The organism is Alkalibacillus flavidus, from assembly GCF_040545925.1.
GTDB classification, from domain to species: Bacteria; Bacillota; Bacilli; order Bacillales; family Alkalibacillaceae; genus Alkalibacillus; species Alkalibacillus flavidus.
In genome coordinates this window covers 154237-175941 of sequence record NZ_JBEPMX010000004.1, presented here as the reverse complement: position 1 = coordinate 175941, position 21705 = coordinate 154237, and the positions used below count along the sequence as shown (strand labels likewise).

Here is a 21705-nt window from a genome sequence, read left to right as displayed (position 1 = left end):
CGATTTCGCCGTATCCACAAGGGTTTTCGTCGTATAATCCCGCGAAAACGCCGTATAATTGTATATTATCGCCGTATCGAGACGGAATTTCGCCGTAACCATGCTTACACAATCATCCCATCCTTAATCAACCGCGTGATTTTGTGAATCGGGATCCCTGTATTCAAGGAAATGTCCATGGCATTTGCCTTAGGGTGATGTTTTAATCTCATGAATGGCTTCCTCTTCCACTTGATAACAATCTTGGCATAAGTCATAAGTCGTTTCGGTCAGTTCGCCGCAGTGTCCACATATTTTGTAAGCTGTCATATTATTCACCTCGTTCTAATTCATCCAAGACATTGATTAAACCGTCGAAATTCGGTTTAGCGATAAAGTCTGCCGCCCCTAATTGAAGGCTTTCGATGACGTTATATTTAGTCCCCATAGCGGAACACATCACGACGAGTGCGTGGTGATCAATTCCCATAATTTCTTTTAAAGCCGTCAAGCCATCCATATGCTTCATCGTGATATCGAGAATGACTAGATCGGGCGAGTATTCTTTGTATAAATGGATGGCCTCTTTTCCGTCTGAAGCTTCAATGATCTCATGCTTGTCATGGCTTAGTAGTGTTTGTTTTAAATGAAGCCGCATAAACTTCGAATCGTCTGCAATTAAAATCGTGCTCATAAGCAATTCTCCTAGATTTGGATTGGGTTGAACCTTTTCGGTGAAAGGTTCTTTAAAAATAAAAAAAGGCGAACCAAAATAGGCTCACCTTTAAGTGGCGCTCATTTCGGTAACCGGCTGCCATAGTGAATACGTTAGGCCCTTGGCTTTGCGTCCTTATTTTTCAATAAGTTTGCCATTATCGTTTGAGTTGTTATTTGGATTGAAAATTGTGTTAAAGCATCTATAAGTATTATCGGCTTAATGCAGTTTGATTTCAAGATTTTTGTGAATGTTGGGGCGAGGCGTGTTGATTCAAATTCGTGTATTGTTGATTCAAAGGGGGGGCTGTTTTTGTGAAAACGTTTTGCATCATTTTTGCGATTTCTTGATTCAAAGTCTGAAACGCTTGATTCACATTTTAGAGTGCTTGACTCAAACGCGAATCGATGTGAAATTGCAAACAGGATTTCGCTACAATTTGTCGAATCAATTATATAGAGGTGATCATAATGAAATTCGGCATTATTAGTACAGCGAATATTGCGCGGAAGGCGTTGATTCCAGCTATGAAGCGGTCGGATAAGGCAGAGGTCGTGGCGATTGCGAGCGGCTCGGGTCAAGCGCAAGCCGTGGCGGACGAGCACGGGATTCCGAAAGCGTATGATCGGTATGAGGATGTGCTCGCGGACCCAGACATCGACGCAGTCTATATTCCGCTACCGAACCATTTACATAAAGAGTGGGTGATGAAGGCGGCTGAAGCGGGTAAGCATATTTTGTGTGAGAAGCCTGCGGGGTTGAATGCGCGTGAAATGGAAGAGATGGAAGCAGTGTGCCGTGAGCATGACGTCGTGTTTATGGAAGCGTTTATGTATCAGTTCCATAAGCAGCATGAACGGGTGAAAGAGTTGATGGCTGCTGGTGAAATTGGCGATGTGACGTTGGTGAGGGCAAGTTTTTCGTTTCCGTTGCGTGAGCCTGCAGGGAATATCCGGGTTGATCGTCATAAAGGTGGCGGAAGTATTTATGACGTCGGAAGTTATTGTTTGCATACGTTTCAAAATATTTTAGATGATGGCGTGGATGAGGTTTTCGTCGAAGCGGATATGAGTGATGAGTTTGGTGTTGATATGTCTGCGCAAGGGATTGTGACTATGAAGTCAGGAGTTCGCGGAATGTTTGATAGCGGTTTTAACACGGAGATGCGTCATGAATATGAAGTCGTCGGAACGCATGGGACGATTAAAGTGTCACGCGCGTACCGGCCAGATGCGTTCGGTCATGAAGGGCATGTCATTGTTGAAAAGGCTGGTATAACGCGAGATGAGCGGATTATGAGTGATCAATATAAAGAAGAAGTCGATCATTTTGTTGAAGCGATCGAGCAAGGTGTTGAGCCGCGAAATAGCTACGACATGTCGAAGCAGAATATGGCAGCGATTGATGCGTGTTATGAATCGGTGAAAACGGGGCGAAAAGTGAAGGTATAAAAGGAAACCGCTGGCGCGCCAGCGGTTTTTTCATATTAAGGTTGAATTGCTCTCATTTATGAAATAACTTGTAAGAGTTATTTCATAAATTTGTCGAGTTATTAAATAACTCAAAGCAGTTATCTCATAAATGAGTGAAATTATTAAATAACCAAAAGCGGTTATTTAATAATTTCGATTTTAACCCTCAATTTGCAAATTCCCGCCCTGCATGTTGCAATAATAATGACATCCAACTGTCGGAAATTATGGTGAGAGGGGTCATGCTTTGAAACAGACGAGTTTTGATATTGCGGTATTGATTATAGGGTCGTTGATTTTTGCACTTGGGATCAATTATTTCGCGATTCCTAACACATTGTCGGAAGGCGGTGTGATTGGGATCACGATTGTGCTTTATTATGTGTTCGAGTGGTCGCCGGGTGTGATGAACTTTATTTTGAACATGGCCCTGGTTGCGATTGGGTATAAATTTTTTACGATTAAGACGACGGTGTACACGTTACTGACGATTTTGTTCATGTCGGTGGCGCTTGAAGTGACGTATCCTTACGGGAAAGTGTTAGGGGATACGTTGTTGGCGGCGCTCTTTTCCGGGTTGCTCGTCGGGATCGGTCTTGGGATTATTTTTCGCGCTGGCGGGACGTCTGGTGGGGCGACGACGCTTGCAAGGTTATTGCACCAGTTGCTCGGCTGGAGTGTCGGGAAGGCGATGCTTGTCATCGACATTTCCGTTGTCGTCGTATCGTCGTTCGTGATTGGTATGGAGAAGGCGATGTACACGTTAATTTCAGTTTATGTCGGGGCAAAAATTATCGATAAAATCGTCGAAGGTGCGGATCAGCGTACAGCCGTGATGATTATTTCGAAAAAATCAGATGAATTGCTCGACGATTTGATGGTTCGCTTAGGTCGCGGCGTTACGATTTTGAATGGAAAAGGCGGCTTTGTCCGTGATGACCGGGATATTTTGTATGTCGTGATTAACAAACGCGAAATCGTTCAGTTGCGAAAAATTATTGAGCAGATCGATGATGATGCGTATGTGACGACGAGTAATGTGCAAGAAATTTTCAAGCGCGGTTATAAAGAAGGGCAACAAGGGAGTTTGATGTAATAAAAATTGGAGCACCCCGCGCAGGATGCTCCTCGTCGTTATAATTTAATGTTAATGTCGCGTGTTAATCGGCGGTTGATGCCCCATAAAATCGCAGTAAGGATTAAGGATGACAGGATCGATAAGATAAGCGTCATGTCACCAGACGTGAATTGAAACCCGAAAAGGACCATCCCTTCTTGCCCCCAGATCATATCTGTTAATGACGTTGCCCCGATCGCCAGTAAAATAAATCCGAGCCCGACCATCCAGTTGTAGCGGTAAAAGCCAATCGTAATAAACCAACCGATCGAAAAGTATAGCACGAGTGCGAAAAAGAATTGAATGTTAAGCGTTGCAGCACTCATGACCGTGAGCGTATTGATATCGACATTGATCGATGCGACGTTAATGATGACCATTTCGATGATCGTAAGCAGGGAAAAAATAATCAAAAACGTTACCGCTAAGCCGACTGTCGATATGACGGTGCTGAGAAAATAGTCGCGGCGCGTAATCCCGTTTCGAACGAGATAATTCATGAAAACATAAACGGATAAGATGCCAATCACGAGCATATAGATTTTGGATGCATCGAGCATGAATTCTAGCAAGCTCATGGTGACGACGTCATCGACATTAAGCGAACCCGCCATCACAAATAGCCCACCTCTAACAAATACACCAGCGATGACGATGAACCAGATGGACCATTTTAACTGTTCAACAAACATACGCCGTGCGACTTCTTGGTATCGACTAGCTGTTTGCATCTTGCGTCACCTCTTTCGTTAAATGAATAAACAAGTCTTGCAATGTCACGTGGTGAACGTCGAGCCCTTGTTCGTGAGCTTCTTTTTGGGGTGTATCAACGGCATCTGTATAAATTAAAGCAGACGTCGTGCCACCGAGTTGTTGTCTGTCGAGCACGCGGTAAGGTTTACTGAATCTCTCAACAGCGTCACCGTCCCCTGTGACATAAAAGGCTTTCGTCATCAGCGTCTCGTAATCGTCGTGGAGAACGGCGCGACCGTTCTGAATCATGATCACATCGTCAAATAAATGATCCATTTCCGAAACGAGATGCGTGGATAAAATAAAAATTCGCGGATGCTCACTTTGTTCACGCAAAATTTCTTGATAAAAAATATCGCGAGTTGGCGCGTCCATTCCTAAATACGATTCGTCAAAAATGGTGACCGGGCAACGACTAGCTAAGCCGATTGTCACATTGAACGCTGACTGCATGCCGGTCGACAGTTTAGAAACTGCTTTATTAAGTGGTAGGTTAAATCGTTCGACTAATCGATCGGCGTATTCATGGTCGAAATGTGAACGGTAAAACTCGAGATTTTTCAGTAAGCTTTTCACTTTTTCGGTTTCTTCGCTATAGTCTTTGTCATATGAAAAACAAATTTGTTGCATGGCGGATGGATTTTCGAAAATCTTCTCACCATTTAATCGAATCGCCCCTGTACTAGCCGGTCGGAACGCAGCTAAAAGCGATAATAGTGACGTTTTACCAGCCCCATTTCGCCCTAGCAAACCGTATGTTTTCCCGCCTTCTAATGTTAAGTTAATATCTTCTAAAATAGTGTCGCGACCAATTTTCAATGACACGTCGTGAAATTCTACATGTTCTTGCATCATGATTCCTCCCTTTTCGTCTGTTGAATCAAGCGGATGAGTTCGTCCTCTGACATGTTGAGTTTATCCGCCTCGGCTAACATGTCTTTAACGTACCTGTCGACAAATGACTGCTTTCGTTGTTCGATCAGTTCCGTTTTTGCCCCTTCAGAAACAAACATGCCTACACCTCGTTTTTTGTATAAAATCCCTTCATCAACGAGTTGATTAATTCCTTTAGAAACGGTTAAATGATTGATTTTATAGACGTTGACAAGCTGATTCGTCGACGGCGCTTGTTCACCTTCTTGAAGCTGGTCGTTTAAGATTTGGTCCTCGATCATTTCGCGAACCTGTAAGAAAATCGGCCGGTCGTCTCGGAATGGCCCCGACATAGATGCTTCACCACCTTTGGTTTATGGTTATATAGTTATGTATATAAGTATGTGTGTAAGTCGTGAAATTTGCAAGTGTTTTTAAGTTTTGAGATAAATCGCCTGATTTATTTCAAAACTTAAAGCAGTTATTTCATAATTAGTGAAATTTATTTCAAAAATATAATGGTTTATTGCAAAAACAAATAATGCAAAATATTGTTTGATTATCCTATCATTTGTCGTATAATGTTAAGCATATAGTCTTAAAGATACAGATAGATAGTTATATCGAAGTGTTGCAGGTGCTAAAAAGTTTAAATTTTGTGAAACGTATTCTGATTTATGTCTTTAGGTTTAAATGAGGTGAAAGAAATGAAAACAAAACTTTTAATGTCATTGATGATGACACTTTTGTTGACAGTTTATGGCGCATTGGCTTTATTTTGGTTAGATAATATTGAAGATAAAAATGCCGAAAGTGATCAAGCTGAATCATTAGAAGGTCGTGAGGAGGATTCAAGTGATAATAAAGTCAAAGAGTCTAAACGTCAACCCAACGATGAAAATGTTGACGAACAAAGTCTTAACGATGATACCAGAAGCGACAATCAAGGCGAAGATCAATCTTCCCAAGATGAGATGGAATCTGATGATGAATCTGATCAACACCAAGAAGAATCAGAAGACAAAAGCAATGAGCAAGTAGCAACTCAATCCGATCAGGATAATGACACAGAAAATGAAAATGATCAGCAGTATGATGCATCTAATGTTGATACTAATGTTCATTCTGATCAAGATGATCATCATTCACAACATGATTCAAATTCTCAAGATGATGAGCATGACACATCAGAAGTTGAATCTAATACAAATAACAATCAACAAAATGATGATAATGAACAAGATAAAACAACACATGATGACGAATCTTCCAATCCCGAAGAACAATCTCAAGATGACGTAGATAAACAAGCGTCAGATCAAAAAACTGAACAGTCATCAGATGATGCCACTAGTGATAAAACAGAAGATTGCACATTAGAGCAAAAAGCAGATCAAGACCATTCTTGTTATAACGAAAACTATTATTACTTATATTATGATGATATACCTAATGATCAGCAATTTGATGAAGATGGTAATATTCTTGATGATTTACCTTATTATGATCCCCGTGAGTCATCAGATAATGACGATGAAAAAGATTCAGATGATAGGTCAAATGAACAAAATCAACAAGAAGATACATCAGATGATCAACAAAATGTAGAAGATGATAACTCTGAACTAGCTGATAATAATGATAGCCCAGAACAAAATCAGTCTTCTGATGAAGAATTAACTCAACTTGATTTTGAAACGGCATTGTCACGTATATCAGAGTATCAAAAACAAGTTGAGGACGTTATGGAAGATGTGAGGCATGAAATTGACACGTATGAAGGTGATTATGACTTTGAGAAAGATCCTTTTCTTGCTGATGAAAAAGATGAATTAGATGCTATCGTTGAAACAGAACGTCATAAGCAAATGGAGGATTATTTCTATTCATTTGATGACAATTTCAAAATATATAAGTTGATTAATAATTATTCTGTTCTTGTTAGTCATGTTAATTCTTCTATGCGATATGCCGAAGATGATGGTGGATTTGACGCTAGTCTGCCTTATTACCATGACGCCTATGAAGAAGTTTCTGAATTATATAACGAAGGTCAAATACCATAAAAAACGAAGAGAGAGGGTCTTTTTCCTCTCTCTTCGTTTTATGGATGAATGATCGATTTTTTAAAGTTTATTGTCTAGTCAGCCCATTTCCTTTCCATTCGTATATTTCGAATATTTCATTTTTACTTTCAATTATTAGTTGTTTATTGTCAAAATAGATGTCACCACTAGGAATGGAATCATCATTTTCAAGTAAAATTTTGATCTTTCCATCATTATTACTACCTATTACGAAGAAAGTAAGAAAAGCACTAGACCCTGAATTTACTCCGAAGATAATTTGTTCTCGTTCATCATCAGTTGCACTGCCATTAGCTTTTAATGAATAAGGGGTGTAAATGTTGTTTAATGTTTTGGTGAATACTCGTGACCACGCATTTTGGTCTTCTAAATATTCATAAACACGGACTTCCATATTGTTTTCTTCAAGCACATTATCACCGTCTTGGATAAATATGACCTCTTCATCTATTCCATTACCTGTGAGGTCGAAACTATTTTGTGATTTCACTTCAAAACTATTTGGGAGATTGTAGGTTAGATCTGGTATAGAGTTACTGTCTCTTTCGTACGTACCATTTAATATATCATCACGATGAGTGTTTCCCCAATTGGTTATAACACTTCTGCCATCTTCAGTTAATTTGACAAATAAATTTCCGTCTTGAATATAAGCAATATGTTTTTCTCCATCTTCAACAAATGTATCAACATATTCATAGCCCATATCTGTAATATCTTTTTTAGTCATATTAACAGAATCAACTTTTGAAAAAACGTTCTTATTGGTTAGTGCATTAATATACTCATGTCCTGTTACATTTGGTGATACATCATTAAATTCGTGTTGAGGAGATACTGAGGTGTCAATTTCTATAGTACTACCTATAATGATTGCACTTTGTGCTCGTGTGAGTGTCTCGTGAGGTCTAAATGTTCCGTCTTCAAACCCATTAATAGAATTTAATTCAACTAATTGGCTGATTGGTTTGTAATGATTGTAGGATTCGGGGACATCTGAAAATGGTGATGCAGCTGTAATCGATGATCCCCATAAACTGATACACAAAGGGATAGCAATTATTAGACTTAAAACTTTTCTTTTAAATTTCAAACTAACCACTCCTATAAATATGTAATGTGAGAAGCTATATTTACAAAACCTCCAATCAAATAAATTTAAAAAACCATTTACTTCTCTTAATTACTTAAATTCTACATAAAAGTAAACAATCCTGCTCATATTTAAATATTTTAATAAGTCTTATGGATTAGTTGATGATATAGTCTAGGACGTTTTGTGACGTTACTTCAGAGTGATAATTGAAGTTACGTCCGTTATAACCATCCTGCTTAATTTAATTTCTCTTCAACCATTAAATAAAATCCATCCTCTGAATCCCCATCTAATACTGGAATTGAATAACCACATGAGCCAGCATAACCTGAGAGAATGGAGTTTGGTAATGATTTTGGATAAACACTCATGCAATTCCCTCCCGCGTCGACGAACCAAGGTTGGTTGTAGTAGGATTCAATCTCTTTTGTTAATTGAGCAACTTCTTTGCCCCATTCACGTATTGGCTCAATGTTCCCGTTATCGTACATTGTGAAAATTTGTTCTAATGCCTCTTCTGTAGGAGATTCAGCCTCTATGAATAAACGCCCATCACTTTCGCGAATATCCCATTCTCCAACAGAAATCTTTTGTTCGCCAATAGTTAAACTTTCTAAGGTGGACTCGTAGTAATTGACAAGCTCCTCTTCAGACATTTCACCTATTTTTAAATCACCGTTGCCATTCACATAAGGAATTTCTTGTTCATTAGATTCAAGGTTTGAAGAATCATTATCGGTGTTAGATTCATCTGTAACCTCAACACGGTCGTTGCTGTATTGATCAGGGTCGTATTCTTCTGGTTCATCTGATATCCCTTGAAAGTCTAGATTAGCCACAACGAAGATTCCGATGACAATTATGGCGAATGATGCAACTAAGATTGTTTTGGATTTGGACATGCGATTTTTTGTAATGTTAGATACTTTAGTTTTATGTGTTGTTATCACTTTGGTACCACAATTTGTACAATAGATACTGTCGGATTCTAATGCTGATCCACACGATTTACAATAGTTTGGCATTATATTCCTCCTAAATATAATTTAAATATATTAAATATATTACTATTTTTTTCATAATAATAACAATATAATGTTTATTGTATATGTAATTTGTCGTATAATGTTAAGCATATAGTCTTAATAAGGTGGGATAAAGATGCTGGAATGGATTGTTTTATCTGGTATATTAGGCGTGGGAGGATATGGTCTGTTTAGATGGCGTTTAGTCAACAATTATCGTTCTCAAGCTAGAGAGTTTTTACCTTCTGATAAACTTCAATTAAACACATATGAACAGTCATGGGATACGCAACATCATAGAGATAATCTTCATTTTATGGACGGTTGGAAAGGTGCTGCAGCTGCTGGTGCAATTGGTCAAATGCCGTCATTATATTATTTGAGCCAAGTAGACCCTGCTGTCATGGATGCGATGGACTTTTCCTTCTCAGAAGATTTATCGAATTTCAATAACATGGCCGATTACATAGATGATAAATACTTGGATGTATTGGGGACTGATGCGGCAGAAGGGTGGATGACGCGTTTTGAAGGTTACGTGATGGAGATGAAGTCAGCTGATGCATTAGAGAAAATGGGCTATGATGTTCAGTTTCCTAATAATGCTAATAATGAAGGTTGGGATTTGTTAGTCGATGGCGAGCCGTGGCAAATTAAAGGCGGTGAATCTCCTTCTGTTATAGCAGAACATTTCGAAAAATACCCTGATGTTCCTGTTGTCACAAGTTCGACTTTAGGTGAACAATTTCAAGCAAATGAACATGTGATGTCTTTTGACGAACTAGACCCAGCGAGTATCCATGAAACTACTCATGATAGTTTATCAAGTATTGGTGACTTAAATTCAGCTGATGCTATGGGTGGTGGGATTCCTTTAGTTAGTTTAGCCATGTCATCAGTGCGCGAAATTAAATTGCATAGTCAAGGTAAAACAGATATGGGGTCATCTATGAAAAATGTTAGCTTAGATACTGCTGGCGTCGGTGCAGGTGGTTTTGCCGGGGCTCAAGCAGGTGTAGCAGTCGGTACAATTGGTGGACCTGTTGGAGCAGCAGCAGGTGGTATGATTGGAGGAATCGTTGGCGCTGTCGGAGGTAAAATGGGGACGAATACGGTCAAAGAAAAAGCAATGAAAGAGGCATATGAAGTTTACGAGAATCGAGCGGAAGAAGGTCATCGTTTAATTGAACAGGCTCAAAAGGATGAGCATCAGAGATTAAGACAAATGGTTCGTGGCGTCAATCAAGATTTGAATAAGGCAAGGGCGTCATTAGAAAAAACTTACCGCAACCAATTTATAAAACGGATGCAAAACACATCACAAGCACAACGTCATTTTTTAATGAACATACCAGGAATATTGCAATCTATTCGTCATGAATTAAAACAAATAGACCATTATATTCGCCGAGACTATAAACCAACGTCTACTATTCGACAGTTTCTGGCACCTACTTATGATGATGTTGCTTATAAAACGATTCAACAGTGGCTAGAAGAACGTTATGATATAATTGATGAAGCGTTACATCGATATAGTCATTTAGAAGTTGATAAATTATCCGATAAAGAAGTAGGACATATTTATGCTGAAGCTGTCCGATTTTTCCAAGAATATAATGTTGAATCATCTCAATTGGAGAACGAATTGAAAGCTATCATTGATGAAGCGGAGTACGTTAACGAAACAGGTGATGCGATGAAGAAAGATTTTTATTTGCATATCATTAAGGCAGAAGAGGCAATTCGTCAACGCACTCGAACTTCTTTTCAATTTATAGTTGATAAAGGAAACAATATTAAAGATTGGATTAAAGAAGCAGAAGAGAAGTTCCTTTATGAAAAAGGGAAATTAGGGAAATAAAAAAATATCAGGGGTTGAGCGTTCGTCGCTCAACCCCTGATATTTTGTAACATTATACCAATATTATCAGATAAAGTCGTTACATTGTTAGATAATGTTCCGAGATTGTTAGACAATCATCAGAGATTATCTGACAATCTTAAGGAATTGTCTAACAATCTTAAGGAATTGTCTAACAATCTAGGGCAGCTGGTGGAATGTCGTTTTGAGTTGGTCGTATAGGTTTTTGTAGATAGAAAAGATGTGTTGATACTTGTCGTGATTAACACTATTCGGTTCGATTTCGTGACTCATGGTCACGGAATGTTTGATGTCTTTCAAATGATAGTTTTCGACACTACATAGCACTAACCACGCGGCGCCCCATGCGGAACTTTGGTGACTGTTAGGGATTTTAACGGGTTTACCAAATGTGTCGGCTAGCATTTGTAACCACAGGCTAGACCTCGCGAATCCGTCGCTTGCGTAAATGACGTCGTGTTGGTTGCCTAAGCGCTCGAGTGCGTGTCCGATATGGTAGATTGAATAAATAACGCCTTCCATGCTCGCGCGTACCATATGGTCTTTGCCGTGTAAGCATACGTTGCTAAACGGATAATCATCCTAAGTTAGTTAGTGAATATTAAACAATCCTATCACCGTGACCATGAAATGATTGACGACTTTTCCCCTAACCAGCGATACAGTAAGTTTACTTTTATCGACACAATATAGCTCGCATTATGATAGGCGGAAATTTTTGTTTGTTCCCTTAATCGTTCTTCGATAACATTCGTCATGCGTTTTTTTCGGTATTTAAAATGTCAGACACTCATGCCTTTTTGCTTGGGATTAGTTTGAATTTATTAGATAATAATTTATATACGAGAATGTTTAGTATAGCGGAGTTAATAGTTGCTGATGCGTTACCGCTGGAGATGCGAATATTTCGTTTAATAAGTTTGAAATAGGCAGGATGATGACCTTGTTTACGCTCGAATTTAAAAGCAAGGCCGGATTTGGTCTCAAGCGTCACACTGGTCACCACAGTCCTAAGCGTTGTGACGATTTCAGTGTTGTTAGCGATTTTAGTATAAATAGAGGGGTGAGTGTTCATGACGAATCAATCAAAACAAAAAGTCCATGCTGCGCGAAAGGCTATTGAATACGTGGAAGATGGCATGGTCTTAGGACTAGGGACGGGTTCAACGATGGATGTTTTCCTTGATTTGTTAGGCGAACGTGTCCAAGCCGGTTTACAAATCAAAGGCGTTCCGACGTCTGTTAAAACAGAACAAAAAGCGAAACAACTAGGAATTCCATTAACGACTTTATCAGATCATCCGAAGCTCGATTTAGCTTTTGACGGAGCTGATGAAATCGACCCAGACTTTCAGCTTACGAAAGGCGGCGGCGGATCGTTATTGCGTGAGAAAATGGTCGATGTAACGGCTAAACAATTTATCGTTGTCGCAGATGAATCCAAAATGGTCAATCAGCTTGGTGCGTTTCCGTTACCTGTTGAAGTTGTGAAATTTGGTTGGGATTCGATTCGAGAACAGCTTGAAGCACTAGGTTGTGATGCTGTGTTGCGGGAGGTCGATGGGTTACCATTTGAAACGGATAATGACCAATTTATAATCGACTGCCATTTTCATCAAATCGAAAATCCTCATATGTTACGCGATCAGATCAAATCGATTGTCGGCGTTGTTGAAGTCGGATTGTTTTTAGATATGACAGATATAGTTTTAGTTGGTGTTGATGAAGAGGTGATAATTTATGAAAAAGGGGTATAAGAGTTTAATACGTTATACGCCTAAGACTTTTTCAAATAGTCATCTTTCAACATCGCCATCACAATTTCGTCGTAAAAGGTTCCGTCATAATAGAGTGCTTGACGCAGTACACCTTCACGTTTAAAGCCGAGCTTTTCATATGTGGCGATTGCTCGTGGATTGTGTGAGTATACTTCGAGTTGCAAACGGTAAAGTTGGTATTCGTAAAAGACGATTGCTAAAATGATGCGTATCGTTTGGCTACCGTACCCCTGATTGAAATGGTTTTGATGGCTTAAGGCCAAGCGAAAAGCTGCTGATCGGTTGTCGTAATCAATGTCTAAAATGGCGCCCTCTCCGACGATTTCCCCGGTTTGATTTAAACAAATGACAAAATCGAAGCGGGTATCATCGTGTTTTGCCTTGTCGAAGTGGTGTTGTAGTTGTTCTAACGAAAATGTCGCGGTTGTCCCGGTCAAGAATCGAATGGTTGGGTTTGTCGACGATTGTAAGATGTTCGGCAAGTCTTCTTGTTCAACGGGGCGGATGTAAACAGCCATATTTAGTCTCCTCTCAATAAATTAGTGTTAATCCATTTTACCATTTTGCGACGAAATCCGTTATAATAGGTAGGAGAAGGTTTGGTTAAAGGAGTGATTTTTAGTGACTTGGCAAGATACATATGAACGTTGGAAAGCAAAATACGATTTAGATCCTCAATTACAAGAGGCTTTACATAAGATGGATGAATCTGAGGCTGAAGCGGCATTTAATGGGACGCTTGAGTTCGGCACAGGTGGCATGCGCGGTGTGCTCGGGCCTGGGACGAATCGGATGAATATTTATACGGTGAGAAAAGCGGCGAAAGGATTGGCACTTTATTTAGAAGCGGAAGGGCGTGCTGATGAAGGCGTTGTCGTTGCGTACGATTCGCGTTATCAGTCGTTTGATTTTGCGCTTGAAACGGCGAAAGTGCTTGGTGTTCATGGTATTAAAACGTCTGTGTTTACAGGGGTGCGCCCGACGCCGACGTTATCGTTTGCGGTTCGCCATTTGCATGCTGGTGCGGGTGTCATGATTACGGCAAGCCATAATCCGCCTGAATATAACGGCTATAAAGTGTATAACGAGCAAGGCGCTCAATTGCCACCAGTGCAAGCCGACCAAATGATTGCGCAAGTGAATGCCGTTGAGGATGAATTGGCGATTGACGTCGTGGATAAGACGCTTTTAGAAGCAGACGGGCTGTTGGAGTGGATTGATGACGAGGTTGATGTGGCTTATTTAGAACGCCTAGGGATGGTAACGTATCGCAAAGACGTTGCGCGTGACGATTTGTCGATTGTATTTACGCCGCTACATGGCACGGCTTATGATTTGACGATGCGTAGTTTGGCACAAGCTGGGTTCAAAAACGTGCATGCCGTTGAGGACCAAGTGGTGGAAGATCCTGAGTTTTCGACGGTTAAATCGCCTAATCCTGAAGAACATCAGGCGTTTGAATACGCGGTGGCAAAAGGGAAAGACGTCGGTGCGGATATTTTAGTGGCGACGGACCCTGATGCTGACCGTTTAGGAGTTGCGGCGAAAAATGCGGAGGGTGAGTATGACGTGTTAACCGGTAACCAACTTGGCGCGTTAATGTTGGATTATAAGTTAGCGAATTTAGATGACGTGCCTGCGAATGGTGTGATGATCAATACAATTGTGACGTCACAATTAGGTCAGGCAGTCGCTGCTCATTATGGTGTTGAGACGGTTAATACATTAACAGGCTTTAAGTTTATTGCTGAAAAAATTGAGACATACAACCGGAATGGCGAGTATGATTTCGTGTTTGGTTATGAAGAAAGCTATGGCTATTTAGTCGAAGATTTTGCACGTGATAAAGACGCTTTGCAATCAACCTTACTTGCGTGTGAAATGGCCGCGTATTATAAAGAACGTGGCATGACATTGTTTGATGCACTTGATCAATTGTTCGAACGCCACGGGTATTATGTAGAAGACTTGCATTCGTTAAAAGTATCAGGTGCTGAAGGGCAAGAGAGAATTACGGATATCATGGAAGATTTTCGCGAAGACCCTCTCGCTGGCGCTTTAGTGGTTGAAGATTATCGTGAAGGAACGCGGACGTATGTTGCGACGAGCGAGGTTGAGTCACTCGACTTACCGCATTCAAATGTCGTGAAATTTTGGCTCGATGATGATATGTGGTGCTGCTTGCGTCCATCTGGCACTGAACCGAAAATGAAGTTTTATTTTGGTGTGCGAGGCAAAACGCGCGAGGATGCCGACGAACGATTATCCCGTTTGAAAGAGCGTGTGTTGAAGCGGGTGGAAGGTTGATCAATAAGTGAGTAAAGTTGAAGGGGCTGGGACAAAAGTAGATTCAATTGTACAAAAGACGAATGTTTGAGTAGCAAAACAGTTAAGCACTAATGAAGCGGAATCAAAACACGTAGACGCCTGGTCGACTAAGTTCGGTCACGTCCTGCGCCTGCGAGTACTCGGCGCAGAATTAGTCAAGGAAGCTTATGAAATCAGCTTTTGTGACCAACGTCGACATTAGACCGTCCGGGTCGTCACGGGAACAGCACGAAGGCGCACAGGACGTGGGTCACTTCGGCGTTCGGACAGGACGTCCGGTACTTAGCCGAAGTTCCTTTGTCCCCCGAGGGATGCACCTGCGTCTTCTCGTAGTGCTTCGAAGCTAGCTTCCTCGGTGCAAGTTTCAAGGAAGCATATTCGATGAGGTTGCCTGGCTCGAGCCGTGCCCCGGTAAAGGAAACACGGCGATTGCGCCAGCAGAGCCGATGTTGAGCTTATGTCACGGAGAACCAAGCGAAGTGTTTTGATGGAGCGTCATTTAAGCAGAAAACCCGAACGATTTATTTTATTATAAATTGTTCGGGTTTAACTTTGCATTATTTACTTTTGTCTAAGTCTCTTTTGGTTATTAGTCATTCTTTAAAATACGTGTTAAGAAAACAGCGAATTGTTGTCTTGTAACCGTTTGCTGTGGGGCGAATTGATTGTCCGCAACACCACTTGTTATGCCTGCTTCATACAAGTTGAGAACAGCCTGTCTGTACCAAGCGTCTTCGCTAACATCAGTGAACGGGTTGTTGCCACTGGCTTCAGGAAATTGATAAATCCGTTGCAACACTTGAGCCATCGCTGCACGGGTTAAAGAGTCTTGAATACCAAAGCTACCATCCGAATTACCTTCAAAAAATCCTTCATCAGCGGCCGCTGCGATATGGTTGTAATAGTTATAGTCGTTTGGCACGTCGGTAAATGGTACATCAGGGCGACCATCTAATGAGACGTCATTCGCACGGTTGAGTAAAATAGCGGCCTGTGTGCGGGTTAAATCTTGATCAAAACCAAATGCCCCGCCTCCGACACCTTGTAATAAGTCGCGATTCGCTAAGTAATAGATCGCGTCAGTTGAATAATGGTCATTCGGAACGTCTTTGAAATGCATTTTTAAGAAACTTGATGCGACATACCCTTCATGACCATTTTCTAATCTAACAGGATACCAGACAAAATGATTTTGGCTCGTTTCATCTTCTCCATATACAAAGTCACCGTCGATATAAGCGATGTCATCAGGGTTAAGGAGCGTTACACGAGCACTGGAAGTCGTCGGTTCGACACGCACAGTTAAGTCATCGGTTGTAGCGGTGACAGGCGTGTCTGTTTCGAAAAGATGTTTTGACTTGGTCAGTGGTTCATCAATAGAATAATCCATCGTTGTGAAATCGATGTTATCCGTAGAATCAGGATTGTAATCAAAGTCTTCTGGTGAAAATGAGATTGTCTCGAGCTCTATTAAACTATTGTTGTTGATGTTTTGGATCACTTTTTCTTGATACGCATCTGTGTTTCGTTCACCAGTCGCTTGGACAACCGGGCTGTTAACAGGTTTTGTTCCGTTATACGCCATGATCGCGAAATACCAGTTTTCTAGAAATTGAGGATTCATTTGGTTGATTTGTGGCAAATCGGATCGTTCGAACATTGATTTTAAGATTTCGACGCCGGCTTTGATATTGTAGGGAATATTATTTTTTAATTTTTCATTGTTATATTCTGATTTGTTCGTGACCTGCATCACACCAATGCCACCATCTTCCGTGACGATTGGTTCGCCTGTCGTTTCGTCAAACTGTTTCCACCCACCACTTTCGGTATCGGCAATACTTTTGACGATTTCAGGTGGCACGTTATGGTTTAACGCGATTTCTGTTAACAAGCAATTCATCGTTTGATAGGATGGATTTTCGCCTTCTGTTTCAGTGTAATCGCATGTTTCTTTAACGTCGTTTGTTTCCGCATGCAGTGGAGCTGATACGATAATTAGTAGACTACATAAAACGATGAAACTATGTAGAGTTATTTTCCCCATTTTATCATCTCCTTTGAATCTATTATACGAGAAAAGTGATGATTGATAAACAGGTATGTGATACAAAATATGTTATTAAAGGTTGAAAGAGTAATATTATAACTAAATATTTTGTCTTTTTAAACAAATTGTTATCAAACTGTAATATTACACTCTGTCGTTCTATGATATACTCTTGCTTACGAGGGGGAAGAAAGAGATGCGAACACTAACTAAGAGTTTTCTAATTTCAATCATGGCAATCATGATTATTCCATTTAATTCAATACAGGCAGACGAACAAGAACTAATTCGTACGGCAAAACAATATATTGGAACACCATATTCACTTGGGGCTATGAATCCTTCTGTTGCATTTGATTGCTCTGGATATATCAAATATGTATTTCAGCAATTTGATGAAGATCTTCCTCGAACGACAGATGGGATGTATTCAGTTGGGGAGTCAGTATCCAAAGGTGATTTAAAAGTAGGAGATATTGTTTTCTTTAACACTTCTGGTTCAGGTGTCTCACACGCAGGTATCTACATAGGTGATAACCAATTTATTCATGCCTCTTCTAGTAATGGTGTAACGATAGACAACATTAATGGAAAATATTATTGGGGACCAAAATATATCGGCGCTAAACGCGTAGCGGATTTTGATGATGAACAACAAGAAGTTGTTCAAGCATCGATGGAATCAGCAGGCATCTTTGATGATTTATCAGAAGATCACTGGGCATATGATGCAGCTGAGACATTGTATGACCAAGGAATTTTAGAAGGTGTAGGTAATAATAAATTTGCACCTAAACAGAATGTGACACGACAACAAGTTATTAAACTACTAATGAGTTCAGAAGGCTTTGATGCGTCAGCTACTGCTGAAGATGTTGGCATTAACGGTCAATTAGCATCATGGGCTGAAGCTGAAGTAGCCAGCGCTAAAACACTTGGCCACCTTGATTATTTAGATGGAGCGTTTAATGGTGAAGAGTCAATTGATCGTACGGAAGTCGCTATATTAATGTCTAACGTATTTGATTATAATTATTCAGGTAGCTCAGAAGCATTCCCTGACGTTTCTGAATCACACGATGCATACGAATCGATTATGGCGATGAAAGAAAACGGCATCACTGAAGGTAATGATGCAGGTGAATACCAGCCAGATAAAACACTATCACGTGCTGAATTTGCTGTATTACTCAATCGTGCTATAAGTAAATAAATGTTTTATGGTCGTCACTCTATTATAGCGTGGCGATTTCTTTATTCACTACATTCCCAATTTATTAAATAACTAAACTTATTTTTGAAATAAAATCATCCACTTATTAAATAAATGCTAGCATTTATTTAATAAGTAGAGTGAGTTATGAGATAAGTGCGGAGGCGGGAGGTGATTTCTACAAAAAACAACAAAATCTTGTAGAACAGCCTTCCATTATGGCAATTTTTTGTATAAACTAGTGAAAAAGGAGGTGCTTCGATGTATTGTCCAAATTGTGCTGCATCGATTTCGGATAAAGCGGAATTGTGTCCGAAGTGTGGGGTACGGCCGTTTCGTGAAGTGAATTATTGTTATAATTGTAGTGAATCGATCAATGCTAATCAGGAGATGTGTGTGAATTGTGGGGTTCGAGTACATAAAAAAGTGTCAACACCAGTATCCGCAAGCACGGAGAGTAAGCCGCCGTGGTTAATGGCGTTGCTGTCATTTTTCCTTACTGGCTTAGGTCAAATGGTGATTGGCCAGGTTAAGAAAGGGTTTGCGATTTTAGCTGTGAGTGTTGTGCTAGGTATTGTGACGTTTGGTACATCAGCTATTATAACGACGCCTTTTGCTATCATTGATGCGTATTTAGTGTCGAAGAAGGTAGCGGATGGTAAGGATATTGATGAATGGGAATTTTTCTAATAAGGGGATAAGTGTATGTATTGTCGAGAATGCGGGCATCATGTGTCGGAGAAGACGGAGATCTGCCCGAACTGTGGTGTGCGTCCGTTAAATAGTCATCATTTTTGTCAAAGTTGTGGTTCAGAAACATCTGAAAAACAGGAAATGTGCGTCCAGTGTGGCGAACGTTTACAACAGGCGCGGCCGGGAAGTCAGTACTATGCAGGTTTTTGGCTGCGAACTGTTGCGTATTTACTAGACGGTATTATTTTAGCAATTCCAATGTTTTTAATTGGATCAATTATAGTGGTACTCATGATGTCGAGCGATCCTTATAGTGCACCATCTGACGAAGCATTCGCGGCGTTCGAAACATGGGCATTTTTAATCGGTCTTGTGTTTAATGCGTTATATACGGGCATTTTCCATGCGTCTAAATGGCAAGCGACGCCTGGTAAGAAGATGATCGGTATTAAAGTAACCGACATGAATGGAAATCGCATTTCATTCGCGCGCGGGTTCGGTCGTGGATTAGCCTTGAATTTATCAGCCTTTACGCTTTATATTGGCTTTATGATGGCTGGTTTCACATCGAAAAAGCAAGCTCTACACGATATGATCGCGAGAACGCTTGTGATTCGGTCACGCTAATAGTCAACGTCTGCTCTGTTATGAACGGAGCAGACGTTTTGCTTAGATTGGACAAACCCAAATGACAAACGAGGCTTTTTCACTTACAATAGTAAACATAAAGACTAAAAATAGGAATGATAGAGATGCATCGCAGTTATTTATTTGGATTCATAAAAGCTCCGGACGCGCAATTTTATCGACTGGAAAAAGAAGAGACGATACGCGATCAGTGGAAAGTGCAGTTATGGTTAATCGCAGCAACATTGATCGCCTACATCGTCATGTCGCTATATGGCATGGGGACCGAATCGTTGTCAGATCGTTTAACGGAGTTGTCGACGGCTGAATATGTCGCGTCCCAGTTTTGGTTTGTTATCGGACGCATGGTGTACGCTCTAATTTTAGCAATTGGCGTTTTATATCTCGTAAGCTATTATTTTTATTTATGGACGAAAATCCCGTATAAAAAATTGGTGCTCATGCAACAAGTGGCGCTTTTCGCGATTATTATTGAACGGATTTTGTGGATACCGTTGTTTGTGATTTTTGGCGTGGATTGGAATATGTCGCCGATGTCCTTTGGCGTCATCGCAGTGTACTTAACGGATCATCAATGGTTGATCAATCCATTAGGGGCGTTATCCGTCATTCAAATCTGGATCGCTTATTTCCAAGGTATCTACTTACGCAGGTTTGCGACGTTGGAACGTTGGCAAGTTTGGTTAATCGTAGTTGGCCTTCACCTATTCATTTACATCATGATTGGTGTTTTAACATACGCCTTAGAAGGGTGGGTGTAGCATGCAGTGGAAACGTTGGTTGTTTGTTATGGTAGGGTTATTTGTTTTAGTTAATAGTTGTTTGATATTTTTTGATAGCGAAGCCCGAGTTGAGCGCAAATCGAATGTGTCGGAATGGACGGAAATCAGTCAGCGTTATATGGAAGAGACGTTGACGGAACGCGCGATGATGACGGCTTCCGAACAACGGGTTTATTTTGATAAACGTCGCGGGGAATTTGAGGAATTTTTTGTTGAGAAAAGTGACAGCGTCTCCGTTGGTGATCCGTTATACGCCTATCAAGTGACGGATTATGCTGAAACAGAAAGACGGTTATCGTCGGAGATTTCACAGTTAAATGATGAGATTAGTCGTATAGAAGACTTAATTCAAGAAATGGAATTTTATACGATTCCGGAAAATTCGAGTGAGTCATCATTTTCAGTGAATGATGGCGAATATGAAATTGACTTACCGAGTACCGAGCCGATTGAATCGGAATATCAAAAAGAGCAATTTATCACCGAATTGGAACGTGATTTAGCGGTTCGAGAGGCAAAACGTGATAGCGCAGAAAACCAGTTAGATGAATTAGAATCAACAGGTGAAACGATTACAGTGACAAGCCCTTATGAAGGAGTTGTTGAAGAGATTTCACCTAGCCTTGGCGATCCACTTGTTACGATTTTAGGCGACGAAAAGGTGGCAATGGCCAAATTGTCGGATGATCAGCAAAAACAAGTCGAACAAGGCATGGCAACGCGCGTGAACGATGTTGTAGACGGTGAGGTCGCGCGTGTGAATGATGTGCCTGAAACGTTCGATGGTGACAAACCAGCGAGGTATGCTCTTAATGCCACGTTGAATGGTAATGCCGATCGTTTATTATTAGGCGAAAAAGTCGAGTTGGATGTTATTTTAGACGCGTCGGAAAACGCAAGCGTCGTGCGTGAAGATCATTTGGTCGATACGCAGCTACCCGTCATCACAGGTGAGGGAGGCGTGTCATTAGTCGACGTGCGAACCGGCATTCATATGGACGGTTGGATCGAAATTGCAGATATGCCACCAGGAATTCACTATGCGACTGAACCAGAAGAACGCTTCCGTCATCAAACGCCGCTCACGACGAGGTTTGATGCTGGCGAAATGGCGTGGCTCGATATGTTTGATTTTGCTAAACAAACGCCGTTATTGAAAGGGTTATTATATCGATAAGGTGAGTGGAAACCATCGCGCGCGGGCGCGATGG

Annotated in this window: 20 protein-coding genes and 1 riboswitch; of the genes, 11 read left to right on the top strand and 9 right to left on the bottom strand. The window is 40.7% G+C overall.

The window, feature by feature from the left end; all coding sequences use genetic code 11:
- Positions 1 to 310: 310 nt before the first annotated feature.
- Positions 311 to 673: a response regulator gene (locus tag ABID56_RS05815; protein ID WP_354219681.1), complete on the bottom strand. Its 363-nt coding sequence runs from the start codon at positions 671 to 673 to the stop codon at positions 311 to 313.
- Between the two features lie 105 nt (positions 674 to 778).
- Positions 779 to 860: riboswitch (cyclic di-GMP riboswitch) on the bottom strand.
- A gap of 304 nt (positions 861 to 1164) precedes the next feature.
- Here ABID56_RS05815 and ABID56_RS05810 point away from each other — a divergent pair.
- Together ABID56_RS05810 and ABID56_RS05805 are read left to right on the top strand one after the other, a co-directional pair.
- The gene (locus tag ABID56_RS05810; protein WP_354219680.1) at positions 1165 to 2145 is read left to right on the top strand and encodes a Gfo/Idh/MocA family protein; all 981 of its coding nucleotides are present in this window, start codon (positions 1165 to 1167) and stop codon (positions 2143 to 2145) included.
- A 268-nt stretch (positions 2146 to 2413) separates the two neighbouring features.
- Entirely contained in the window at positions 2414 to 3262 is an 849-nt protein-coding gene (locus ABID56_RS05805) for a YitT family protein (protein WP_354219679.1), read from the top strand.
- 38 nt (positions 3263 to 3300) lie between these two features.
- On the opposite strand, the gene ABID56_RS05800 is transcribed toward ABID56_RS05805, so the two are convergent.
- The 3 genes from ABID56_RS05800 to ABID56_RS05790 are packed head-to-tail and all read right to left on the bottom strand — an operon-like array spanning position 3301 to position 5262.
- Positions 3301 to 4014: a hypothetical protein gene (locus ABID56_RS05800; RefSeq protein WP_354219678.1), complete on the bottom strand. Its 714-nt coding sequence runs from the start codon at positions 4012 to 4014 to the stop codon at positions 3301 to 3303.
- Positions 4001 to 4888 (bottom strand): ATP-binding cassette domain-containing protein, encoded by an 888-nt coding sequence (locus ABID56_RS05795; protein ID WP_354219677.1) that lies wholly within the window; start codon positions 4886 to 4888, stop codon positions 4001 to 4003. Before ABID56_RS05795 ends, ABID56_RS05800 begins: the two co-directional genes overlap by 14 nt.
- Positions 4888 to 5262 carry a GntR family transcriptional regulator gene (locus tag ABID56_RS05790; RefSeq protein WP_354219676.1) on the bottom strand — a complete coding sequence of 125 codons (375 nt, stop codon included), beginning with the start codon at positions 5260 to 5262 and terminating at the stop codon, positions 4888 to 4890. Before ABID56_RS05790 ends, ABID56_RS05795 begins: the two co-directional genes overlap by 1 nt.
- Positions 5263 to 5616: 354 nt before the next feature.
- Between ABID56_RS05790 and ABID56_RS05785 the strand changes: the two genes are divergently transcribed.
- Positions 5617 to 6975 (top strand): hypothetical protein, encoded by a 1359-nt coding sequence (locus tag ABID56_RS05785; protein ID WP_354219675.1) that lies wholly within the window; start codon positions 5617 to 5619, stop codon positions 6973 to 6975.
- 67 nt (positions 6976 to 7042) lie between these two features.
- Here ABID56_RS05785 and ABID56_RS05780 read toward each other — a convergent pair whose 3' ends face one another.
- Together ABID56_RS05780 and ABID56_RS05775 are read right to left on the bottom strand one after the other, a co-directional pair.
- Complete coding sequence (locus ABID56_RS05780) at positions 7043 to 8089, bottom strand: S-layer homology domain-containing protein (protein ID WP_354219674.1); 1047 nt, start codon at positions 8087 to 8089, stop codon at positions 7043 to 7045.
- A 239-nt stretch (positions 8090 to 8328) separates the two neighbouring features.
- Entirely contained in the window at positions 8329 to 8931 is a 603-nt protein-coding gene (locus tag ABID56_RS05775) for a hypothetical protein (RefSeq protein WP_354219673.1), read from the bottom strand.
- Between the two features lie 322 nt (positions 8932 to 9253).
- On the opposite strand from ABID56_RS05775, the gene ABID56_RS05770 reads away from it, so the two are divergent.
- Positions 9254 to 10981, top strand: coding sequence for a hypothetical protein (locus ABID56_RS05770; RefSeq protein WP_354219672.1), 1728 nt, complete (start codon positions 9254 to 9256; stop codon positions 10979 to 10981).
- Positions 10982 to 11161: 180 nt separating this feature from the next.
- Here ABID56_RS05770 and ABID56_RS05765 read toward each other — a convergent pair whose 3' ends face one another.
- On the bottom strand, positions 11162 to 11539 hold the full coding sequence (locus ABID56_RS05765) for an FGGY-family carbohydrate kinase (RefSeq protein ID WP_354219671.1): 378 nt from the start codon (positions 11537 to 11539) through the stop codon (positions 11162 to 11164).
- Between the two features lie 536 nt (positions 11540 to 12075).
- Here ABID56_RS05765 and rpiA point away from each other — a divergent pair.
- Positions 12076 to 12759, top strand: a complete 684-nt coding sequence (gene rpiA, locus ABID56_RS05760; protein WP_354219670.1) for a ribose-5-phosphate isomerase RpiA — start codon at positions 12076 to 12078, stop codon at positions 12757 to 12759.
- A gap of 20 nt (positions 12760 to 12779) precedes the next feature.
- On the opposite strand, the gene ABID56_RS05755 is transcribed toward rpiA, so the two are convergent.
- Positions 12780 to 13298, bottom strand: a complete 519-nt coding sequence (locus ABID56_RS05755) for a GNAT family N-acetyltransferase (protein WP_354219669.1) — start codon at positions 13296 to 13298, stop codon at positions 12780 to 12782.
- Positions 13299 to 13401: 103 nt separating this feature from the next.
- Here ABID56_RS05755 and ABID56_RS05750 point away from each other — a divergent pair, with 103 nt between their 5' ends.
- Positions 13402 to 15087 (top strand): phospho-sugar mutase, encoded by a 1686-nt coding sequence (locus ABID56_RS05750; protein WP_354219668.1) that lies wholly within the window; start codon positions 13402 to 13404, stop codon positions 15085 to 15087.
- Positions 15088 to 15697: 610 nt separating this feature from the next.
- On the opposite strand, the gene ABID56_RS05745 is transcribed toward ABID56_RS05750, so the two are convergent.
- Entirely contained in the window at positions 15698 to 17155 is a 1458-nt protein-coding gene (locus ABID56_RS05745; protein WP_354219667.1) for an S-layer homology domain-containing protein, read from the bottom strand.
- Positions 17156 to 17354: 199 nt separating this feature from the next.
- On the opposite strand from ABID56_RS05745, the gene ABID56_RS05740 reads away from it, so the two are divergent.
- The 5 genes from ABID56_RS05740 (at position 17355) to ABID56_RS05720 (ending at position 21671) form a co-directional block, all read left to right on the top strand.
- Complete coding sequence (locus tag ABID56_RS05740) at positions 17355 to 18371, top strand: C40 family peptidase (protein ID WP_354219666.1); 1017 nt, start codon at positions 17355 to 17357, stop codon at positions 18369 to 18371.
- A gap of 261 nt (positions 18372 to 18632) precedes the next feature.
- Positions 18633 to 19061, top strand: coding sequence for a zinc ribbon domain-containing protein (locus tag ABID56_RS05735; protein WP_354219665.1), 429 nt, complete (start codon positions 18633 to 18635; stop codon positions 19059 to 19061).
- Positions 19062 to 19076: 15 nt separating this feature from the next.
- Complete coding sequence (locus ABID56_RS05730; RefSeq protein ID WP_354219664.1) at positions 19077 to 19691, top strand: RDD family protein; 615 nt, start codon at positions 19077 to 19079, stop codon at positions 19689 to 19691.
- Positions 19692 to 19816: 125 nt separating this feature from the next.
- A complete protein-coding gene (locus ABID56_RS05725; protein WP_354219663.1) occupies positions 19817 to 20473 on the top strand; it encodes a hypothetical protein in 657 nt (218 codons plus the stop codon).
- A 1-nt stretch (position 20474) separates the two neighbouring features.
- Positions 20475 to 21671: an efflux RND transporter periplasmic adaptor subunit gene (locus tag ABID56_RS05720; RefSeq protein ID WP_354219662.1), complete on the top strand. Its 1197-nt coding sequence runs from the start codon at positions 20475 to 20477 to the stop codon at positions 21669 to 21671.
- The last annotated feature ends 34 nt before the right edge of the window (positions 21672 to 21705 follow it).

Excerpts from the sequence above, each read along its gene's own strand:
- ABID56_RS05815 (WP_354219681.1), bottom strand. The coding sequence starts at position 673 with ATGAGCACGATTTTAATTGCAGACGATTCGAAGTTTATGCGGCTTCAT.
- ABID56_RS05740 (WP_354219666.1), top strand. The coding sequence starts at position 17,355 with ATGCGAACACTAACTAAGAGTTTTCTAATTTCAATCATGGCAATCATG.
- ABID56_RS05810 (WP_354219680.1), top strand. The coding sequence starts at position 1,165 with ATGAAATTCGGCATTATTAGTACAGCGAATATTGCGCGGAAGGCGTTG.
- ABID56_RS05790 (WP_354219676.1), bottom strand. The coding sequence starts at position 5,262 with ATGTCGGGGCCATTCCGAGACGACCGGCCGATTTTCTTACAGGTTCGC.
- ABID56_RS05795 (WP_354219677.1), bottom strand. The coding sequence starts at position 4,888 with ATGCAAGAACATGTAGAATTTCACGACGTGTCATTGAAAATTGGTCGC.
- ABID56_RS05730 (WP_354219664.1), top strand. The coding sequence starts at position 19,077 with ATGTATTGTCGAGAATGCGGGCATCATGTGTCGGAGAAGACGGAGATC.
- rpiA (WP_354219670.1), top strand. The coding sequence starts at position 12,076 with ATGACGAATCAATCAAAACAAAAAGTCCATGCTGCGCGAAAGGCTATT.
- ABID56_RS05720 (WP_354219662.1), top strand. The coding sequence starts at position 20,475 with ATGCAGTGGAAACGTTGGTTGTTTGTTATGGTAGGGTTATTTGTTTTA.
- ABID56_RS05785 (WP_354219675.1), top strand. The coding sequence starts at position 5,617 with ATGAAAACAAAACTTTTAATGTCATTGATGATGACACTTTTGTTGACA.
- ABID56_RS05765 (WP_354219671.1), bottom strand. The coding sequence starts at position 11,539 with ATGGTACGCGCGAGCATGGAAGGCGTTATTTATTCAATCTACCATATC.
- ABID56_RS05800 (WP_354219678.1), bottom strand. The coding sequence starts at position 4,014 with ATGCAAACAGCTAGTCGATACCAAGAAGTCGCACGGCGTATGTTTGTT.
- ABID56_RS05770 (WP_354219672.1), top strand. The coding sequence starts at position 9,254 with ATGCTGGAATGGATTGTTTTATCTGGTATATTAGGCGTGGGAGGATAT.
- ABID56_RS05755 (WP_354219669.1), bottom strand. The coding sequence starts at position 13,298 with ATGGCTGTTTACATCCGCCCCGTTGAACAAGAAGACTTGCCGAACATC.
- ABID56_RS05725 (WP_354219663.1), top strand. The coding sequence starts at position 19,817 with ATGCATCGCAGTTATTTATTTGGATTCATAAAAGCTCCGGACGCGCAA.
- ABID56_RS05745 (WP_354219667.1), bottom strand. The coding sequence starts at position 17,155 with ATGGGGAAAATAACTCTACATAGTTTCATCGTTTTATGTAGTCTACTA.
- ABID56_RS05735 (WP_354219665.1), top strand. The coding sequence starts at position 18,633 with ATGTATTGTCCAAATTGTGCTGCATCGATTTCGGATAAAGCGGAATTG.